This is a genomic window from Streptomyces sp. NPDC102283 (assembly GCF_044766265.1).
Lineage (GTDB): Bacteria > Actinomycetota > Actinomycetes > Streptomycetales > Streptomycetaceae > Streptomyces.
This window is the reverse complement of the sequence record NZ_JBIWLQ010000036.1, coordinates 12,967-28,819: the sequence shown is the minus strand read 5'-3', so window position 1 is coordinate 28,819 and position 15,853 is coordinate 12,967. Positions and strand designations below refer to the sequence as shown.

The following is a 15,853-nucleotide window of genomic DNA, read 5'->3' as shown; positions in this document are numbered from 1 at the left end:
CAACACCTGTTAGCCACCTGGACGGGAACCTGCCCGACCTGCAGACAGCCCACCCCATGGCAGCACTACGACACCACCTAACAAAGCCCTACTAGTTGGTGGAAAGCAGGTGTCCCACCCGGACGCGGGATCGCGCCGAGCTGGTCGGGGTCCGACGTTGCGCGCAGAAGGGGACCTCGGCCATGCTTTCGCGTACTGGGTCGTTGAAGGCGAGTGCAGCGAGTCGAGAACGAGGCCCTGATCTGTGCCGCCAGATGCGTCCAGCAGCTGCCGATAGCGGGCCAGGACCTCGTCGCGCTCCCTCCAGGCGTCAACGATGGCCGCTCCTCCGGTGCAGCAAGCAGGCCAGTCCAGTCGTCGGTCGGATCGGCCAGACGTACCGCCTCACCGAGCACCGTGCGGTCCAGGGGGTGCGGGTGGCTGATCCGTCCGTGGCCGATCAGCCAGTCCATGCCGGTTGTGGTGCTGCCGGTGAAGGCGACGGCAAGGGCCACGAAGTTGGCGGCGGCGAGAACCTGTTGGCTGGGACGTGTGCTCTGTGCGAACTGGCCGGCCAGAGCGTGAATCGGCGGCGAAGACGTCCTCGGCCAGACTCATCGGCGGCCCGGTGCCCCACCGGCCGGTTTCCGGGTAGCCCTCGCGACCATCACCCTGGCCTTCGTTGAGCCCGAGCTGATGTCCCGCGCCCCTCGCGAACTGCGCCGGGCGCTGTGCTCGTGGGCGTTCAACAAGCACGCCTGGAAGGCAGACCCTCCCGAGGGGTGGCAGGCCGCGCTGCGCTCGACTGGCTGCAGCGTCACTCGCTGCCGGTCAGCGAGTTGGAGGAGCCCGACGTACTTCGCCGGGATATCGATGTTCTGTGCCGCAAGGCCGATGGGAGTGCTGCTGCTGCGAAGGCAGTCAAGCGCAAGAAGGCTGCGGTCAACGAGGTGTTCGGTACTGCGGTAGAAGGGGGCTGAGGAACATCGGAACGAAAACCGGCGCTAAGGATCTATTGGCCCTGGTGGGCGGCTGACGGGACGTCGGTCGCGGGACCGATTCGAAGTCTTCCGCAAATAGCGCCCTATTATCTGGGGGAAGGTTGGTCGCGACCTGCGGGCACAGCCGCCAGGTCGTGCGTGGAGCGACCTCGTTATCTGCGGGAAGGGGAAACGGTGCCAGCCGTCGTACAGCTGCCCGCAGGGAAGATGCTGACTGTCCGCGCGGCGGCCGATGTGTTCCTCGACTCGCTCGGTAACCCGAACACGGTCCGCAACTACGGGATCGGGGTGGGCAAGACCGCCGAGCGGCTCGGCGAGGGCCGGCCGCTGGGGTCCGTCGCGGACGACGAGATCGGCGAGGCCCTGGAGCAGCTGTGGGGCAGCTCCGCGGTGAACACCTGGAATGCCCGGCGTGCGTCGGTGCTTTCGTGGCTGGGCTGGTGCGGTGAGCGCGGGTACGACGGCCCGGCGGTCCCGGCCTGGGCGAAGCGGCTCACCCCGCCGGACTCCGAGACCCCGGCCCGCTCGAAGATGGCGATCGACCGGCTGATCGCGCGGCGGGAGGTGCACCTGCGGGAGAAGACGCTGTGGCGGATGCTCTACGAGACCGTCGCCCGCGCCGAGGAGATCCTGGGCGTCAACATCGAGGAGCTTGACCTCGCCGGGCGCCGCGCCCCGGTGAAAGCCAAGGGTGCCCGCCCCCCGTACCCGTCGCCGCGGCGCCGTCCGCGAGAACTTCGTTCTGGAGACGGTCTACTGGGACGCGGGCACCGCCCGGCTGCTGCCCCGCCTACTCAAGGGTCGTTCGCGCGGGCCGGTGTTCGTCACCCACCGCAAGCCAGGTCCCGGCAAGGTCGTCGGCCCGCGCGACATCTGCCCGGACACCGGGCTTGCCCGCCTCTCCTGGGGGCAGGCCCGGATGCTGCTGGACGAGCACACAGCCCTCGGCAGTGAGCCGGGCACGGGATGGGATCTGCATGAGTGGCGGCACTCCGGGTTGACCCACCTCGGCGAGGAAGGGGCGAGCCTGCTGATGCTGATGGCGAAGTCCCGGCACAAGAAAGCGGAGAACGTACGGAAGTACTTCCACCCCTCCCCGGAGGCGATCGCCGAAGTCACCAGCCTGCTCGCGCCGGGCGATCGCCGACGCTGACCGGGGGCGGGGCGCCTTCCCGGAATCGGAGACCAGCGGTACAGCCGCAGGCGCGTTCCTCAACCCCCTAGAACACGGGTGCTTCAACGCGGATCCACTCACCGGCCTTCGGTGGTCTGCTCCGACGGTTGCCGACGAGGTCGATACAGAGTGCGTGCCCAACCCGTCTCAGGTGGCTCGCCTGCTGTCCGCGGTCAAGGCTCTGCCTGGTCGTGGCCCGCACCTCATGCATTCTTTGGCTGCATGTTCTACGCCGCCGTGCGCCCCGTTGAGGTCATGCACCTGCGGCACGCCCAGTGCCGCCTGCCGGTCGACGGGTGGGGTCTTCTCAACCTCAAGGGCGATGTCGTGGGGGCCGGCAAGGCGTGGACGGCAGCCTCGTAATTCGACCCATGGGTCCAATGTGCGCAACCAAGGGCGCCTGCCCGGGAAATCACCTGGTCAGGCGCCCTTGTGCGGTGCCTGGAAGTAGCCCGGCTTCTTCGGTGAGTACGACACCAACAGGTTCTTCGTCTGTTGACCGGGTTCATCAGGCGCTGCCCAGGGCCGAGGATGGTCGTTCACGCTGACCATCCTCGGCTTCCCGTCCATGGGCGCGAATCCAGTCAACGCGCCCACGGCTCATGCGCCATGCCTCGGTGAGGTTCGCGGCACGACGAGGGCGGACCGCGCGAGAGCACGGTCCGCCGGGGTGGCGCGTTGCGCTGGGCCCCGGGCGCTCGGTCGGCCGTCGGCCCGAAGACCCGGTGGCATCAGCTACAGGACTGTCGCCCCGTAGACGCTCAACGCCTCGGTGACGGGCTGGTAGAACGTCGTGCCGCCGGTCCGGCAGTTGCCGCTGCCGCCGGAGGTGAGACCCAGAGCGGTGCTGCCTGCGAAGAGCGCGCCGCCGCTGTCGCCGGGCTCGGCACAGACGTTGGTCTGGATCATGCCGTACACGATCCCGCTGGAACCGTAGTTGACCGTGGCGTTGAGGCCGGTGACCGTGCCGCTCCGCAGCCCGGTCGTGCTGCCGCTGCGCTGGACGGACTGGCCCACGGAGGCGTTGCCCGCCGTCGTGATGTCCTGGTAGGAGCCGTTGTACAGGTAGACCCGGCCGTCGGCCGCCGCCGGGTTCGAGTGGCGGATGATGCCGTAGTCGTTGTTCGGGAAGCTGGTTCCGGTGCGCGTACCGATGGACCAGCTGGCGCTGATGTTGGTGCAGTGGCCGGCGGTGAGCGCGTGGGCGACGCCGTTGACCGACACGTTGAAGCCGAGCGAACAGCGGCTGCCACCGGTGGTGATGGCCTCGCCGCCGGCAATCAGCGGGGTGAACTTGCCTTCGGCGCGATTGACCGTCAGCTTCGCCTTGGAGTCCGCCAGAGCACTTCCGATCTTGGCCAGTTCGGCCTTCGATACGGTGCTGTCAGCGGTGAGGACGATCTTGCCCGTGCTCGCCTCCGTGTACCAGGCGGTGCCCGCCACATCAGCGGCGAGGACGGCGGAGCTGGCGTCGGCGAGCTGCGAAACGGTCGCCTTGGACTCCGCCTCAGGAGCGGCGACGGCCGAGGGGGCGGCCAGGGCCACGGCGGCCACCAGGCCGGACGCCACGGCGAGGAGCCGTGCGTGTCTTGACGTGCTGCTGATCGGCGAGAAACGCTTGAAGGTCACGAGATCCTCCGAGGTATGGGGGGACATCCCTGGTCGGGTGAGGTGGGGCTGTGGGTGTGCGAGGTTCCCACCCAGTGGGTTATGAGCGTGAACCTGCCAAGTTGCACGCTGGAATCGTTGACGGCGATGGTCTCTGACGCAAGGTCGGATTTGCGCCCGCGAGCCCGGAATAAGATGGAGGCCGGCGAGTGGTGGTAGACCTTATTCATCTCGCATAAGTGCCACCAAAAGGGAATTTGGGCCATATGTGAAGGGATTCGCCGGACGGGCGTCGCGCTCGGGTGCGGCAAATGGTCGCGGCAAGTCGTGGGCCGTGTCGAATTTATCACTTCTTTACATTCCGTTACCTTCGATTGCGCTAAGGTTGCTTATGGTTCATTCCCTGCGGGGAGTCTCGTGGATGGCGTGCAGGAACCATCGAGGCGCATTGGCTACCGGCTTCCTTGGCAAGGTGATCGGGGAGTTATGGTGATGAATTGCGCATTTGCTGCACCCTCTGGGTGGCTGAATGCTTCCCTCCGCCTTGGGGGAACTGGCATGACGGCCCAAATACGTCCGGAGGAGCCCTCTTGTGGACCGGTTCTGTGTGTGCAGCCGGTCCCCGGTGACGGCCGTTCAGGCGTGCGCGGCAAGCTCGACGCGCCTCCGTGCGGGCCTTCAGTGCCTCGCGACCGATCTGCCGGGCTGCCCCTCGTCAACCCGGCCGCTGTGCCTGGATGTCTGGGTCACGGCTCAGAGCATGGCGATCGGTCACGGCCCGAACGGCGTCGCGTCGCGCCGCCGGCTTCTCGGGCGCGGCAGGTCGCAGGGGCGCCGGGCCTGCCGTTGTTCGTCTGCCTCGGAGCGACCGGCGGTCGTACGGTTCCGGGGCGGTGACACCGCTCAGTGGGCATGGCATCGTCAACACCTCTGCTGTGTAGCTGAGTTGTGGGCGTCGGGTCCGACTTCCCGGGCGTCGTCCCGAATCCGCTCCTGAGCAGTGATGCACGGAAGCGCGATGCGGAACCGCGTACGGGGGCGCTTGCGCTCGGCGTTCTCGTCGACTGGCGGGAGGCCAACGGCGATCCACGTGGACCCCGCCCGCGTGCAGCATCTGTCCGGCGAGATTGCGAGCCGACCTGACCCGAGGTGATTGGTCGTATCCCCAAGGGTCGTTCTGATAATCGATCTTGTGACAGTTCAAGGTGAGTCGACGGACGCGGGACGCGGCGTGGGCGCGATCGGAGCCGTGACGACGCGGTGGGCCGGGTGGAGTGGACCGGTTCGCCCGACTACGGTCGACCGTGCCCACCAGCATGCTGCCGGCGCCCGCGAGGTGATGCTGACGCGGTCGAACTGGACGGTCCGTGCCGCTTGCAGACGCCCCAGGCCCTCCGCCGGTCCGGAGGCGGGCTGACCATCAAGGTGGCCCTCGCCGTCGACGGCCGGGGCCTGCCTTCGTCCATCGTGCTCACGCCCGGCAACGTCGACAATGCCACCGCGTTCCTCGACGGGATCGGTGATGGCGTCAGGTGAGCGTCAGCCACAATGGCCACGGCTGCCCCTGCTCACCTGGCCCGGCCGTTGTGGTCATGGCTGCCACGAGGTGACCGGACTGCCGCCGTCGGGTGCCGGTCCCGAAGGTGTCGGGCTGCAGCATGCGCCCGTTCATACACGCCCCGGCCGGCCCGCTGCAGGTTCCGCGAAGTCGTGGATATTTCGGCGTAATAGAACGTAATGGTGACGTTCGGTGGTAGTTGGCGTCACCCAAATGGCGGAGTCGGAAACGGCTGCCCGGTTCTATGCTGGTCGGTCGTGGTGGTGGGGGGTCGGTACTCGCCGACAGGACGGAACGCCCACCTTCCTTCTTCGTAGGGGAAAGGACCGTCATGAGCTCTCTGGCAGTGCGCATCCGCGACGCCGGCCCACTCGACGTGGCCGTGGAGGAAGAAGAGATCCCGTTCGAGGACCAGGCCGACCCCGGCCGCGGTATCGAGGCGTGTCTGCCCGAGCCGTTCCCGACCGCGACGACCCGCGTTGGCTGCGACTAGGCGAGGACAGCGCACGTCGCCCGTGCCCGCCCTCGCCGGGGTGGGCACGGGCGACGTGCGCACGGTCTCGTCGCACGGTGCTGTCGAGCCCGGCGGCAACCGCGGCATCGCACAGCGGATCGAGATGTTGCTCGCCGACCGCGGGCGGCGTCTCGTCATGGACGGTCAGTGGCTCTGCCTGTTCGCCCCGCGCCCTCTCGGGGATCAGATCCCGGGCCACGGCTGGAAGCTGCACATCTCCGCCCGCCCGAACGACCTGCCACCACTCGTGGATCTGGTCGTTCCCGTGCTGCTGCGTTACCTCTGCGACGCCAAGTTCGCCCGTGATGCCGAGGTGCTGGGTGCCATGAACAGCGGTGATCGGGATCCCGCGCTCGTCGGGAAGGCAATCACCGTCTATCCGCGCGTGGAGGATGTGACGGTACTCGGCGCTGAACTAGCTGATCTGCTGTCCGGGCGGCCGGGCCCCCGAGTGCTCAGTGACCGGCGGATTCGGCCCGACGCTCCCGTCTATTACCGCTACGGTCCGTTCCGGGCCGCGGGCGTCGACGATGCCGCGCTTGCCATGACCGGCCCCGACGGATCGCGTTTTCCCGGGCGCGCCGGTACCCGCTACCGTCAGCCTCCGTGGGCCGCCGACCCGTTCCGTCCTGCCGACCCGCCCCCCGGCGGCCCCGCCCGTCTGATCGGCGGGCGGTACCGGCTCACCACGGGCATCACCCGTTCCGCGCACGGCGACGTCTACCGCGCGGTGGACATCGCAACCTGCGAGCATCTGATCGTCAAACAGGCCAGGGCCCACGCCGGTGAGGACGCGAACGGTGTCGATGCCCGCGGCCGCCTGCGCCACGAGCACGCAGTCCTGGCGGCCCTGACCGGCGTCGACGGCGTCCCCCAGGTTCGCGAACACCTCCGGCACGGTGACGACGAGTACCTGGTCACCACCGACTGCGGTCCCCGCGACCTGCGCCGCGACGTACTGGCCCACGGCCCTTTCCCATCAGGTGCCGCGATGCTGTCCACGGGCTCAGAACCCGCCGACAGGATCGCGACCGGCCGCGGCATCACCGCGCTGGCACGCCGTCTGCTGGGCATACTCGACAGCGTGCACGCCCGAGGCGTCTTGGTCGGCGATCTCAAACCCTCCAACGTCGTGCTCGGCGACAACGGTGCCGCGCACCTCGTGGACTTCGGCGTCAGCGCGCTGCACGGTGACCGGCCCACCGGTGCGACCCCGGGCTACTCGATGCCGGTGTACCGCACGGGCAGGCCGGCCGGACCGGCCGACGACCTGTACGCGCTGGGAGCGACCCTTCACTTCGCTCTGACCGGCATGGATCCGGTAGTCGTCGACGGTGATGACGACATCAACCGCGACCGCACCCTCACCTGTCTGGCTGCCGCACTCCCGGGCGCCGCGCACCGGCCGGTACGCGAACTCGTCGCCGGGCTCATGCACCCCGACCCGGCACCGCGCGCAGCCTGCGTGCAACGGTGGCGTGCGCAGGCACCTCCCTTGGCCCCTGAGCGCAGGATTCCGCCCCCGAGGGTGACTCCGGGCATGCTGGACGACCTGATCGCACACACCGTGGCGACCTGTGTGAGAGCCGTCGCCGAACTCCCCACAGGACCAGCCCGAGACGGGCAGCAAGGCTTCGGGCTGACGCTCTATGACGGAGCGGCAGGCGTGGGCCTGGAACTCCTGCACCACACGCAGCAGCCCGGAGTGCCCCAGGCCGTGGTGGACCTCGCCCACCGGGCCGTGCACCACCCCACGCTGGCGACATTGACTGCCGCGCTCCACATCGGCCGTACCGGAGTCGACCTCTTCCTCGACTCCGCCGCCCTGCTGAACGACGCACCGGCGCCTGCCCCTCCGCAGAGCGTGCTCTCCTACGACGACACCGGTGATCAGATCAGCGGCGCGGCCGGCGCCGGGACCGGACTGCTGACGTTGGCCCAGCGCGCCCGGACGGCGGGTCGCGAAGAAGAGGCACGCGCGCGATTGGCCGCAGCGGAAGAGTGCGTCCGAGGACTGCTGGCCGCGCGGGCCGGGAGGGCGCGCGCCGAACCGCAGAGGTCGGCGGCGGACTCCGAAGCGGCGTTCACGTTGGGCTTTGCCCACGGCCGCGCGGGTGTCATCCACTTCCTGCACGCCTACCACCGCTTCACCGGCGATCCGGCCGCCGGTGCGGCCGCACGCCAGGATCTGGCCGAACTGATCTCGCACACACCGAGGTTGCTGGCACTGGCGGCCCGTCCCGAAGCCCACCGGCGTTATGGATCCTGGTGCCGCGGGCTCGCAGGTATCGGCACCCTTCTGATCGAGACGGGCAGGTATGAGGCGGATCTGCCCGCAGCGGATCTGGGCGTACGGTGCGCCTGGGCGTGCCGTGATCTCGCGCCCCGGATGAGCCCTGTCTCCCAGTGCTGCGGACTGTCCGGTGTCGGTGAACTGCTCATCGACGCTGCGGCCGTCACTGGCGACGAACGGTTGCATCGAGCCGCCGAGGACGTGGCAGGACTGATCCTGGCCCGCAGCGGTGGCACCATGCGGAAGCCGCTGTTCCCCGACAACACCCTTGCAGCATCAGGACCGGGCTGGGCGACCGGAAGCGCCGGCGTTCTGTCTTTCCTGCGTCGTCTGCGAGATCGGGGCGGCCCGCGGCTGTGGACCGACACTTCGGCGGAAACGCCTTCCCGGCCCGGCATCGGCCCGGCCGGCCGGCACGTCCTGGAACGCACCCCCGCAGCACGCCACCGCACCCAGACCCGACGCGAGGCCGACCGTGGGCGGGGGCGACATGGAGAGCCGTGACGCAGGCGGTAACCCCCGGCTCGCAACGACAGGGACACAGGCGGTAGACCCGCCCGTGCGGCAGTACGATGCATGAGCCCTCACAGGCAGTCAGGGGCGCCCGGGGCACGTCGGCACCTACTTCTACACCGTTCACGGGGCAGGGTGCCGCTTCGTGAGCGACAACGGAATTGAGGTCGATGTGGACTTCGCTGCCGACGGGAACGAAGTCTTCGATCTCCGGCGGCTGCGTTGTTGCGGACTGAGCCTGCCGGAGCCTCTTGACGTCACGGATGAGGACCTGCGGTCCGCCGTGCGGTCGCTGCAACCGCTTCTGACCGAGGTGCGGCCGGGATGGTTGAGCGCAGCCGGCTGATCGTTCACGCTGAGGTTCGCAGGCGGCGCAGGCGTATGAGTCTGCAGGCCAGTTCGAGCAGAACCTGGTGGAGATCGGCTCGTCGTTCGTAGCGGGTGCGGAGCCGTTCGAACTGTTGGAGCCAGGCGAAGGCGCGCTCGGCCACCCATCGAACCTTGCCCGGTCCGGAGCCGTGGGCGACGCCGCGTCGGGCGATCAGGGGTTTGATACCCGCGCTTCCACAGGAGGCAGGCGCACCGCTGTGGGCGCGGACGTCACGGCGGGGACAGCGTCCACCAGGACACGTACCGCGGCCGGATCGACTTCCGTCGGCGTCTGGATTCCATCTTTCAACGGCTGCTGCCACCACGGTGCCGATGCCGGTCACCACCGCGGGGGTGCGGGATCGATCACGTACTCCCGCACCCCGTTGCACGTTGCGCGACGCGGCGATTTTCCGGCGGACAGGGAACCGACAGCGGACCGAGAGCGCATCACGAGGGGCACGGCGCACCGTATGGCGTGCAGGCACCGAGCCCGAGGGGGAACCGTGATGCGTGAACGCAGACTGAACCTGGCCGTACTCATCGGCAGCACCCGCGCCGGCCGCTTCGGCCCCGTCCCCGCCCACTGGATCGCCGCCGAGGCGGCCAAGCGCGACGACTTCGACGTCGATGTGATCGACCTGGCCCAGGTGTGGCTGCCCGACGTGCTGCCGGAGAGCCTCGACCGCCCGCTGCCGCAGGCTGTGACCGACCTCGCCCCCTGGCTGGACAGGGCGGACGCGTTCGTGATCGTCACACCGGAGTACAACCACAGCTTCCCCGCCTCCCTGAAGAACGCCATCGACTGGTACGTCGACGCGTGGAAGGTGAAGCCGGTCGCCTTCGTCTCCTACGGCGGCATGGCCGGCGGGCTGCGCGCGGTGGCCGACCTGCGGGGAATCTTTCCCGGGCTGCACAGCGTCACCGTCCGGGACTCCGTCTGCTTCCCGAACTACCAGGACCACTTCGATGCCGAGGGCAGGCCCGCGGACCCCGAGGGCTGTGCAACGGCGGCCAAGACCATGTTCGACCAACTCGCCTGGTGGGGCCACGTCCTGAGTGACGCCCGTGCCCGGCAGCCGTATCCGGGCTAGGGCCTGTCCGGTCCTGATCCGCCGGGCGCGCCCTGGACCCCGCGGCCGTACGCGTACGCAACCACGCCTGATCACGTACCAGGCGGAAGAAAGGAAAGCCATGTCAACGAACGCCCCCGAGGCCCCGGTCCGGAAGGCCGGGACGCGGGAATGGGTGGGGCTGGCGGCGCTGGCCCTGCCCACCCTGCTGATCTCCCTCGACCAGAGCGTGCTGTACCTGGCCCTGCCCCACCTCGCCGAGGGGCTGGACCCCACCGGTGCCCAAACGCTGTGGATCATGGACATCTACGGTTTCCTGATCGCCGGCTTCCTGATCACCATGGGCACGCTGGGCGACCGGATCGGCCGCCGCAAGCTGCTGCTGATCGGTGCGACGGCCGTCGGCATCACCTCGATCGCCGCCGCCTACTCCACCAGCGCGGAAGGTCTGATCGCCACCCGCGCCCTGCTCGGCATCGCTGCCGCCACTCTGATGCCGTCCACCCTCGCCCTCATCAGCAACATGTTCGAGGACCCGTACCAGCGCGGCCGCGCCATCGCGGTGTGGGCCAGCTGCTTCATGGGCGGTACCGCGCTCGGGCCGGTCGTCGGCGGCGCGATGCTGGAGTATTTCTGGTGGGGCTCGGTGTTCCTCATCGGGGTGCCCGTCATGGTGGTCCTGCTGATCGTCGCTCCCTTCGTCCTGCCGGAGTACAAGAACCCCAACCCCGGCAAGATCGACCTGCTCAGCGTCCTGCTGTCGCTGGTGTCGATCCTGGCGATCATCTACGGGCTGAAGGAACTCGCGCGTTACGGCTTCGAACTGGTGCCGGCCCTCTCGATCGTCCTCGGCCTGGCGGTCGGCGCGGTGTTCCTGTCACGTCAGGGCAAGCTCGACGATCCGCTGCTGGACCTGAAGCTCTTCAAGATCGGCGCTTTCAGCGCCGCACTGCTGATCCTCATGGTTTCCATGCTGGGCACCGGCGGCGGCTACTTGTTCATCACCGGGTTCGTCCAGATGGTGGAGGGCTATTCGCCGCTGGAAGCGGGCCTGTGGATGGTGCCCGCGGCCGTCGCGTCGATCCTGGCGGCGCAGCTGGCACCGATCTTCGCCAAGCAGCACCCCCTCAGCACCGTCATCGGGGTGAGCCTGGTGATCGGCATGATCGGTTACGTGCTCCTCATCTTCGTCGGCCCGGTCGGCGGGATGCCGCTGCTGATCACCGGCTTCGTGATCACTTTCATCGGCGTCGGCACCTTCGGGGCGCTCGGCACCAACCTGGTCGTCGGGTCGGTCCCGCCGGAGCGGGGCGGCTCCGCGGCGGCACTCTCCTCCATCAGCGGTGACCTGGGCACCGCACTCGGCATCGCTACGCTCGGCAGCCTCGGCACCGCCGTCTACCGCAGCTCGCTCGACGTGCCCGACGGCACACCGTCCGGCGCGGCCGACTCCGCCGAGGGGAGCATGGAGGGCGCGCTCAAGGCCGCTCGCGAACTGCCGTCCGATGCCGCCGACAGCCTGCTGGCCGCCGCATCGGACGCCTACGCCGGCGGACTGAACGCGATCGGCATCGCCTGCGCCGTCGTCACCGCGATCAGCGCGACGTCCGCGTTCACGCTGCTGCGCAGGAGCCGCGGGGCCGTCCCGTCCGGCGGCGCTCCGAAGGAGCAGGAGGAGAAGGCCGAGGACTCGCTCTCGACCACCTGAGCCCCTCCGGCGGAACGGGGAACCAGGCACCGGGAACCAGAGGGAGGACGCAGGCCCGGACCTCACGGTCCGGGCCGGCCCCGGCCGCCCGCCGGACCAGTACCGTCCTGTCATTGCCCGCTGAGCTGGGTTAGCGTGATCACATGCATTTCGGGGTTCTCGGTTCGTTAGCGGTGTGGACGGGGGACGGGCGACCGGTCCGGATCCCGGAACTCAAAGTCCGCGCCCTGCTGGCATGCCTTCTGGCCCACCGGGGACGAGTGGTCTCCGCGGACAGGCTGATCGACGACCTATGGGCCACGAGGCCGCCCAACAACCCGGCAGGCGCGCTCCAGAACAAGGTGTGGCAGCTGCGGCGGGCGCTTGAGGACGCCGAGCCGGGCGGCCGGGACCTCGTGGTGTCCCACGCGCCGGGATACCGGCTGCGTGCGGGCGCGGACGCGGTGGACGCGGACCGGTTCCACGACCTGGTGACACGGGCGCGGGAGACCGAGGACTTCCGGGTGCGCGCCGCCCTGCTGGCGGATGCGCTGGCCTTGTGGCGGGGTCCCGCCTTCGCCGACTTCGCCGACGAGGAGTTCACCCGGCCCGCGCGGGACCGGCTGGAGGAGCAGCGGCTGACCGCGCTGGAGGAGCAGGCCGAGGCCCGGCTGAACCTCGGTGAACACGCGCTGGTAGCCGACGAGCTCGCTGATGCGGTGGACCTGCACCCCCTCAGGGAACGGCTGCGCGCCGCTCATGTGCGGGCGCTCTACCGTGCGGGCCGGCAGAGTGCGGCCCTCAGCAGCTACGCCGACCTGCGTAGACACCTGGCCGAAACCATGGGTCTGGAACCCGGCCCCGAGCTGGCGGCCCTGCACCAGTCGATCCTCACCCAGGACGCGGCGCTGACCGCTGCCCCCGAACCCGACACCGCCGCGGCCGGCCGGCCGACGAACCTGCCGACCTCCCTCACCGGACTGATCGGTAGGGCCGAGGCGCTCGTCGAGCTCCGGGAGCTGCTGGGCGCGAACAGGCTGGTCACGCTCATCGGTCCGGGCGGGGTGGGCAAGACGCAGCTGGCGCTCTCGACCGCCGCGCAGGCCGGAGCCGAGTTCCCCGGCGGCGTACGGCTGGTCGAGTTCGGTGCGCTCGACCCCTTCCCGTCGGGCGCCGACCGGGGGAAGCATGCCGCCGCGCAGGTCGCGGTGTACGAGTTGCTCGGATCGGTTCTCCGGGTCCGGGACGACACGGCCTCGGGACCGGGGTCCGGGGGCGCGGCGCCCTCGATGCCCATCCGTGTCGCCCAGGCACTGGGCGAGCGGCCGGCCCTGCTGGTGTTCGACAACTGCGAGCATGTGGTCGGCCCAGTCGCCGAGCTGACCGTCCAACTTCTCAAGGCCGCGCCTGCCTTGAGGATCATGGTCACCAGTCAGGTGCCCCTGGGCATCACCGGCGAACATCTCCAGGAGGTGCCGCCGCTGCGACGGCCCGAGCCCGCGGCGGAACTCGACCCCGAGTCCGTACGCCGGTACAGCGCGGTGGAGCTGTTCGTGGCGCGCGCGACCGCGGCGGCCCCGAATTTCGTACTCGCCGCGAGCAACGTCGAGGAGGTCGTCTCGATCTGCCGGCGCCTCGACGGCATTCCGCTGGCCCTGGAGATGGCCGCCACCCGGGTGCGGGCGCTGGGGGTACGTGAGTTGGCGGCGCGCCTGGACGACCGGTTCCGCCTGCTCGCGGTGGGCGCGCGCAGCGCCCCGGCGCGGCAACGCACCCTGAGGGCCGTGATCGACTGGAGCTGGGAGCTCCTCGGCGACCAGGAACGGGTGGTGCTCGGGCGGCTGGCCGTACACGCCGACGGCTGCACCCTCGACGCCGCCGAGGAGATCTGCGCGGCGGACGACCTGGACCGTACGGAGGTGCTCGACGTCGTCGCCCGGCTGGTGGACTGGTCGCTGGTGGTCATGACCGACGGGACGGACGGGCCCCGGTACCAGCTGCTCGAATCGGTCACCGCATACTGCGTCGAACGCCTCGTGGAGAACGGCGGGTTCGAGGACCTCCGGCGCAGGCACTGCGCCTACTACACCGATCTCGCCGAGGGCGCCGAGCCGCATCTGCGGGGCCACGGCCAGCGGCAGTGGCTGCATCGCCTGGACGCCGAAACCGCGAATCTGCGTACCGCGTTCGACTACGCGGCACAGCTGGGCGACGCCGACTGCGCGCTGCGTCTCGCCAACGCCCTCAGCTGGTACTGGTACCTGCGCGGCCGGAGCAACGAGGCGAAGCGATCCCTGACCGTGGCGCTGTCCCTCGGTGGAGCGGCGCCGGTCGCGGTGGCCAAGGCCGCGGCCCTGCTGGGCGGCTTCAAACTGGTGCTCGGCGGCGTCGCCGACCCGGTGGCGGAGTACCGCACGGCGCTGCGGCCGTACGAGGAGCTGAATGATCCGGGCGGGCGGGCGCGGGCCCAGTGGTTCCTCGGGTCCAGCCTCTACGGGATCGGCGACGTGGGGCCGAGCGAGGAGCTGGTCGACCGGGCGCTGGCCACCTTCCGGTCGCTCGGCGACCGCTGGGGTATGGCGGCGGCCCTGGGCAGCCGGACCTTCCACGCGAACAGGCGGGGCGACCTCAACGCGTTGCGGCGGGACGGGGAGCAGAGCCTCGCGCTCTTCCGTGAGCTGGGCGACCAGTGGGGGCAGCTCCAGGCATCGGTGCCGCTCGGGACGCTGGCCGAAACCGTGGGCGACTACCAGCGGGCCGGACGGCTGTACCGGGAGGGCCTGCGGATGGCGGAGGACCTGGAGCTCTGGCCGCAGGCCTCCTTCCAGCTCTCGGGCCTCGGCCGGGTCGCGCTGCTGACCGGGGACCTGCCTCGTGCCGCGGAGTTGCATGGGCGCGCGGCACGGCTCGCCGCCGGGCAGTCGGACAGCTTCGGGGAGCAGTACGCCGAGATCGGCCTCGCCCTCGGGGCGCGCAGGGCGGGAGACCTCGACGCGGCCGAGCGGCATCTGACCCGGGTGCTCGACCTGCACCGGCAGATGGGTTACGAACCGGCCAGGCCCTCGGTGATCCTGGCCGAGCTGGGCTTCGTCGCGGAGGCCCGGGGCGACGCCCCGGCCGCCCTGGCCCTGCAACTGGACGCCCACGCAGCCGCCCGCGACACCGGGAACCCGCGGGCGGTGGCGCTGGCCCTGGAGGGCCTGGCCGGGGCACAGTCACTGGCCGGGCACTCCGAGCACGCGGCCCGCCTGCTCGGGGCGGCCACGGCGGCCAGGCAGTCGGTCCAGGCACCCCTGCGGGGCGGCGAGCGCTTCGACGTGGACCGCATCACCACCCGGGTCAGGGATGCGCTGGGCAAGGCCCGCTACCAGGCCGAGATCGAGCGGGGCAGCACACTGGTCCTGGAAGAGCATCTGAAGGACCCTTTCCCCTGACCTGGGTACGGAAGGCGCCTGACGGGGAAAATACCAGGTCAGGTGCCTTCTTGTGTGCTCCTGGAAGAAGCCCGGCGTCTTCCAGGGAGCGCCAGCCTGACCGTTGACCCGTGACGGCGGCGAGCTGGCACGCGGACGAGGGGTGTGCTGACAGGGCTCCACGGATCGTGCCTCGACCTGACGCGCTGGACTGCCGACCGCCGATGTGAGTTCACTGGCCAGGAGCGCCGACGCCATGCGGTCTCGGCCCGCGCGCACGGGACCGCGTTCGACGACGGGTCGGCCGCCGATGCGGAGCTGACGCTGTCGAGCCTGCTGACCACGCTCGACGCCATTGGCAGAACCGGCCTCGCCGGCCGAGCCGAGCAGCAGGACGAGCGGGGAGTACCAGTGGGCGCGCGACGCAGCCGGGCTGATGCCGTCCACGGTCGACCAGCTGGTCAAGCCAGTGCTGGAGATCCACGAGCACCATGACCTCGTGCCGTGGCAGCTCTCTCCGACGATGCTGGACCGCTACTTCGCGGGACCGGGGAAGGCCACTTCCCGGGCTCACCGCGTGGGCTCCATCCAGCTGCGTGATCGGCCCGGACGTCCCGCGGGGCGCCGCCGGGGAACAGCGACGCCCCGCGAGGTGTGAGACGCGTACCGTG

The 15,853-nt window shown here is 69.9% G+C and carries 9 protein-coding genes and 4 pseudogenes; 11 read left to right on the top strand and 2 right to left on the bottom strand.

Annotated elements, in window-relative coordinates:
• Positions 1-761 precede the first annotated feature (761 nt).
• From ACIRJT_RS38135 to ACIRJT_RS38125, 3 genes and pseudogenes are all read left to right on the top strand, one after another.
• Complete coding sequence (locus tag ACIRJT_RS38135; protein ID WP_403919050.1) at positions 762-959, top strand: hypothetical protein; 198 nt, start codon at positions 762-764, stop codon at positions 957-959.
• A 195-nt stretch (positions 960-1,154) separates the two neighbouring features.
• A pseudogene (locus ACIRJT_RS38130) lies at positions 1,155-2,133 on the top strand (site-specific integrase).
• Positions 2,134-2,376: 243 nt separating this feature from the next.
• On the top strand, positions 2,377-2,517 hold the full coding sequence (locus ACIRJT_RS38125; RefSeq protein WP_403919047.1) for a hypothetical protein: 141 nt from the start codon (positions 2,377-2,379) through the stop codon (positions 2,515-2,517).
• Between the two features lie 372 nt (positions 2,518-2,889).
• Here the strand turns inward: ACIRJT_RS38125 and ACIRJT_RS38120 are convergent, their stop codons facing one another.
• On the bottom strand, positions 2,890-3,783 hold the full coding sequence (locus ACIRJT_RS38120) for a S1 family peptidase (protein WP_403919044.1): 894 nt from the start codon (positions 3,781-3,783) through the stop codon (positions 2,890-2,892).
• 1,227 nt (positions 3,784-5,010) lie between these two features.
• Between ACIRJT_RS38120 and ACIRJT_RS38115 the strand changes: the two are divergent.
• From ACIRJT_RS38115 to ACIRJT_RS38100, 4 genes and pseudogenes are all read left to right on the top strand, one after another.
• Positions 5,011-5,268, top strand: a pseudogene (locus tag ACIRJT_RS38115) (IS5/IS1182 family transposase); the annotation flags it as partial.
• A 383-nt stretch (positions 5,269-5,651) separates the two neighbouring features.
• Entirely contained in the window at positions 5,652-5,813 is a 162-nt protein-coding gene (locus tag ACIRJT_RS38110; protein ID WP_403919042.1) for an SflA family class IV lanthipeptide, read from the top strand.
• A gap of 22 nt (positions 5,814-5,835) precedes the next feature.
• Entirely contained in the window at positions 5,836-8,631 is a 2,796-nt protein-coding gene (gene lanL / locus ACIRJT_RS38105; RefSeq protein ID WP_403919039.1) for a class IV lanthionine synthetase LanL, read from the top strand.
• 109 nt (positions 8,632-8,740) lie between these two features.
• Positions 8,741-8,986, top strand: a pseudogene (locus ACIRJT_RS38100) (DUF6896 domain-containing protein); the annotation flags it as partial.
• Between the two features lie 4 nt (positions 8,987-8,990).
• Here the strand turns inward: ACIRJT_RS38100 and ACIRJT_RS38095 are convergent.
• A pseudogene (locus ACIRJT_RS38095) lies at positions 8,991-9,197 on the bottom strand (transposase); the annotation flags it as partial.
• Positions 9,198-9,518: 321 nt separating this feature from the next.
• Between ACIRJT_RS38095 and ACIRJT_RS38090 the strand changes: the two are divergent.
• The 4 genes from ACIRJT_RS38090 to ACIRJT_RS38075 all read left to right on the top strand — a co-directional run bounded on the left by ACIRJT_RS38090 (position 9,519) and on the right by ACIRJT_RS38075 (position 15,840).
• Positions 9,519-10,103: an NADPH-dependent FMN reductase gene (locus ACIRJT_RS38090; RefSeq protein ID WP_403919037.1), complete on the top strand. Its 585-nt coding sequence runs from the start codon at positions 9,519-9,521 to the stop codon at positions 10,101-10,103.
• Positions 10,104-10,203: 100 nt separating this feature from the next.
• Positions 10,204-11,790, top strand: a complete 1,587-nt coding sequence (locus ACIRJT_RS38085) for an MFS transporter (protein WP_403919034.1) — start codon at positions 10,204-10,206, stop codon at positions 11,788-11,790.
• A 143-nt stretch (positions 11,791-11,933) separates the two neighbouring features.
• Positions 11,934-15,203 (top strand): BTAD domain-containing putative transcriptional regulator, encoded by a 3,270-nt coding sequence (locus ACIRJT_RS38080; RefSeq protein WP_403919032.1) that lies wholly within the window; start codon positions 11,934-11,936, stop codon positions 15,201-15,203.
• A gap of 334 nt (positions 15,204-15,537) precedes the next feature.
• Positions 15,538-15,840, top strand: a complete 303-nt coding sequence (locus ACIRJT_RS38075) for a recombinase (protein WP_403919030.1) — start codon at positions 15,538-15,540, stop codon at positions 15,838-15,840.
• Positions 15,841-15,853 lie beyond the last annotated feature (13 nt).

Coding starts and splice junctions, on each gene's coding strand:
- ACIRJT_RS38125 (WP_403919047.1), top strand. CDS start 2,377: ATGTTCTACGCCGCCGTGCGCCCCGTTGAGGTCATGCACCTGCGGCAC.
- ACIRJT_RS38110 (WP_403919042.1), top strand. CDS start 5,652: ATGAGCTCTCTGGCAGTGCGCATCCGCGACGCCGGCCCACTCGACGTG.
- ACIRJT_RS38090 (WP_403919037.1), top strand. CDS start 9,519: ATGCGTGAACGCAGACTGAACCTGGCCGTACTCATCGGCAGCACCCGC.
- ACIRJT_RS38085 (WP_403919034.1), top strand. CDS start 10,204: ATGTCAACGAACGCCCCCGAGGCCCCGGTCCGGAAGGCCGGGACGCGG.
- ACIRJT_RS38080 (WP_403919032.1), top strand. CDS start 11,934: ATGCATTTCGGGGTTCTCGGTTCGTTAGCGGTGTGGACGGGGGACGGG.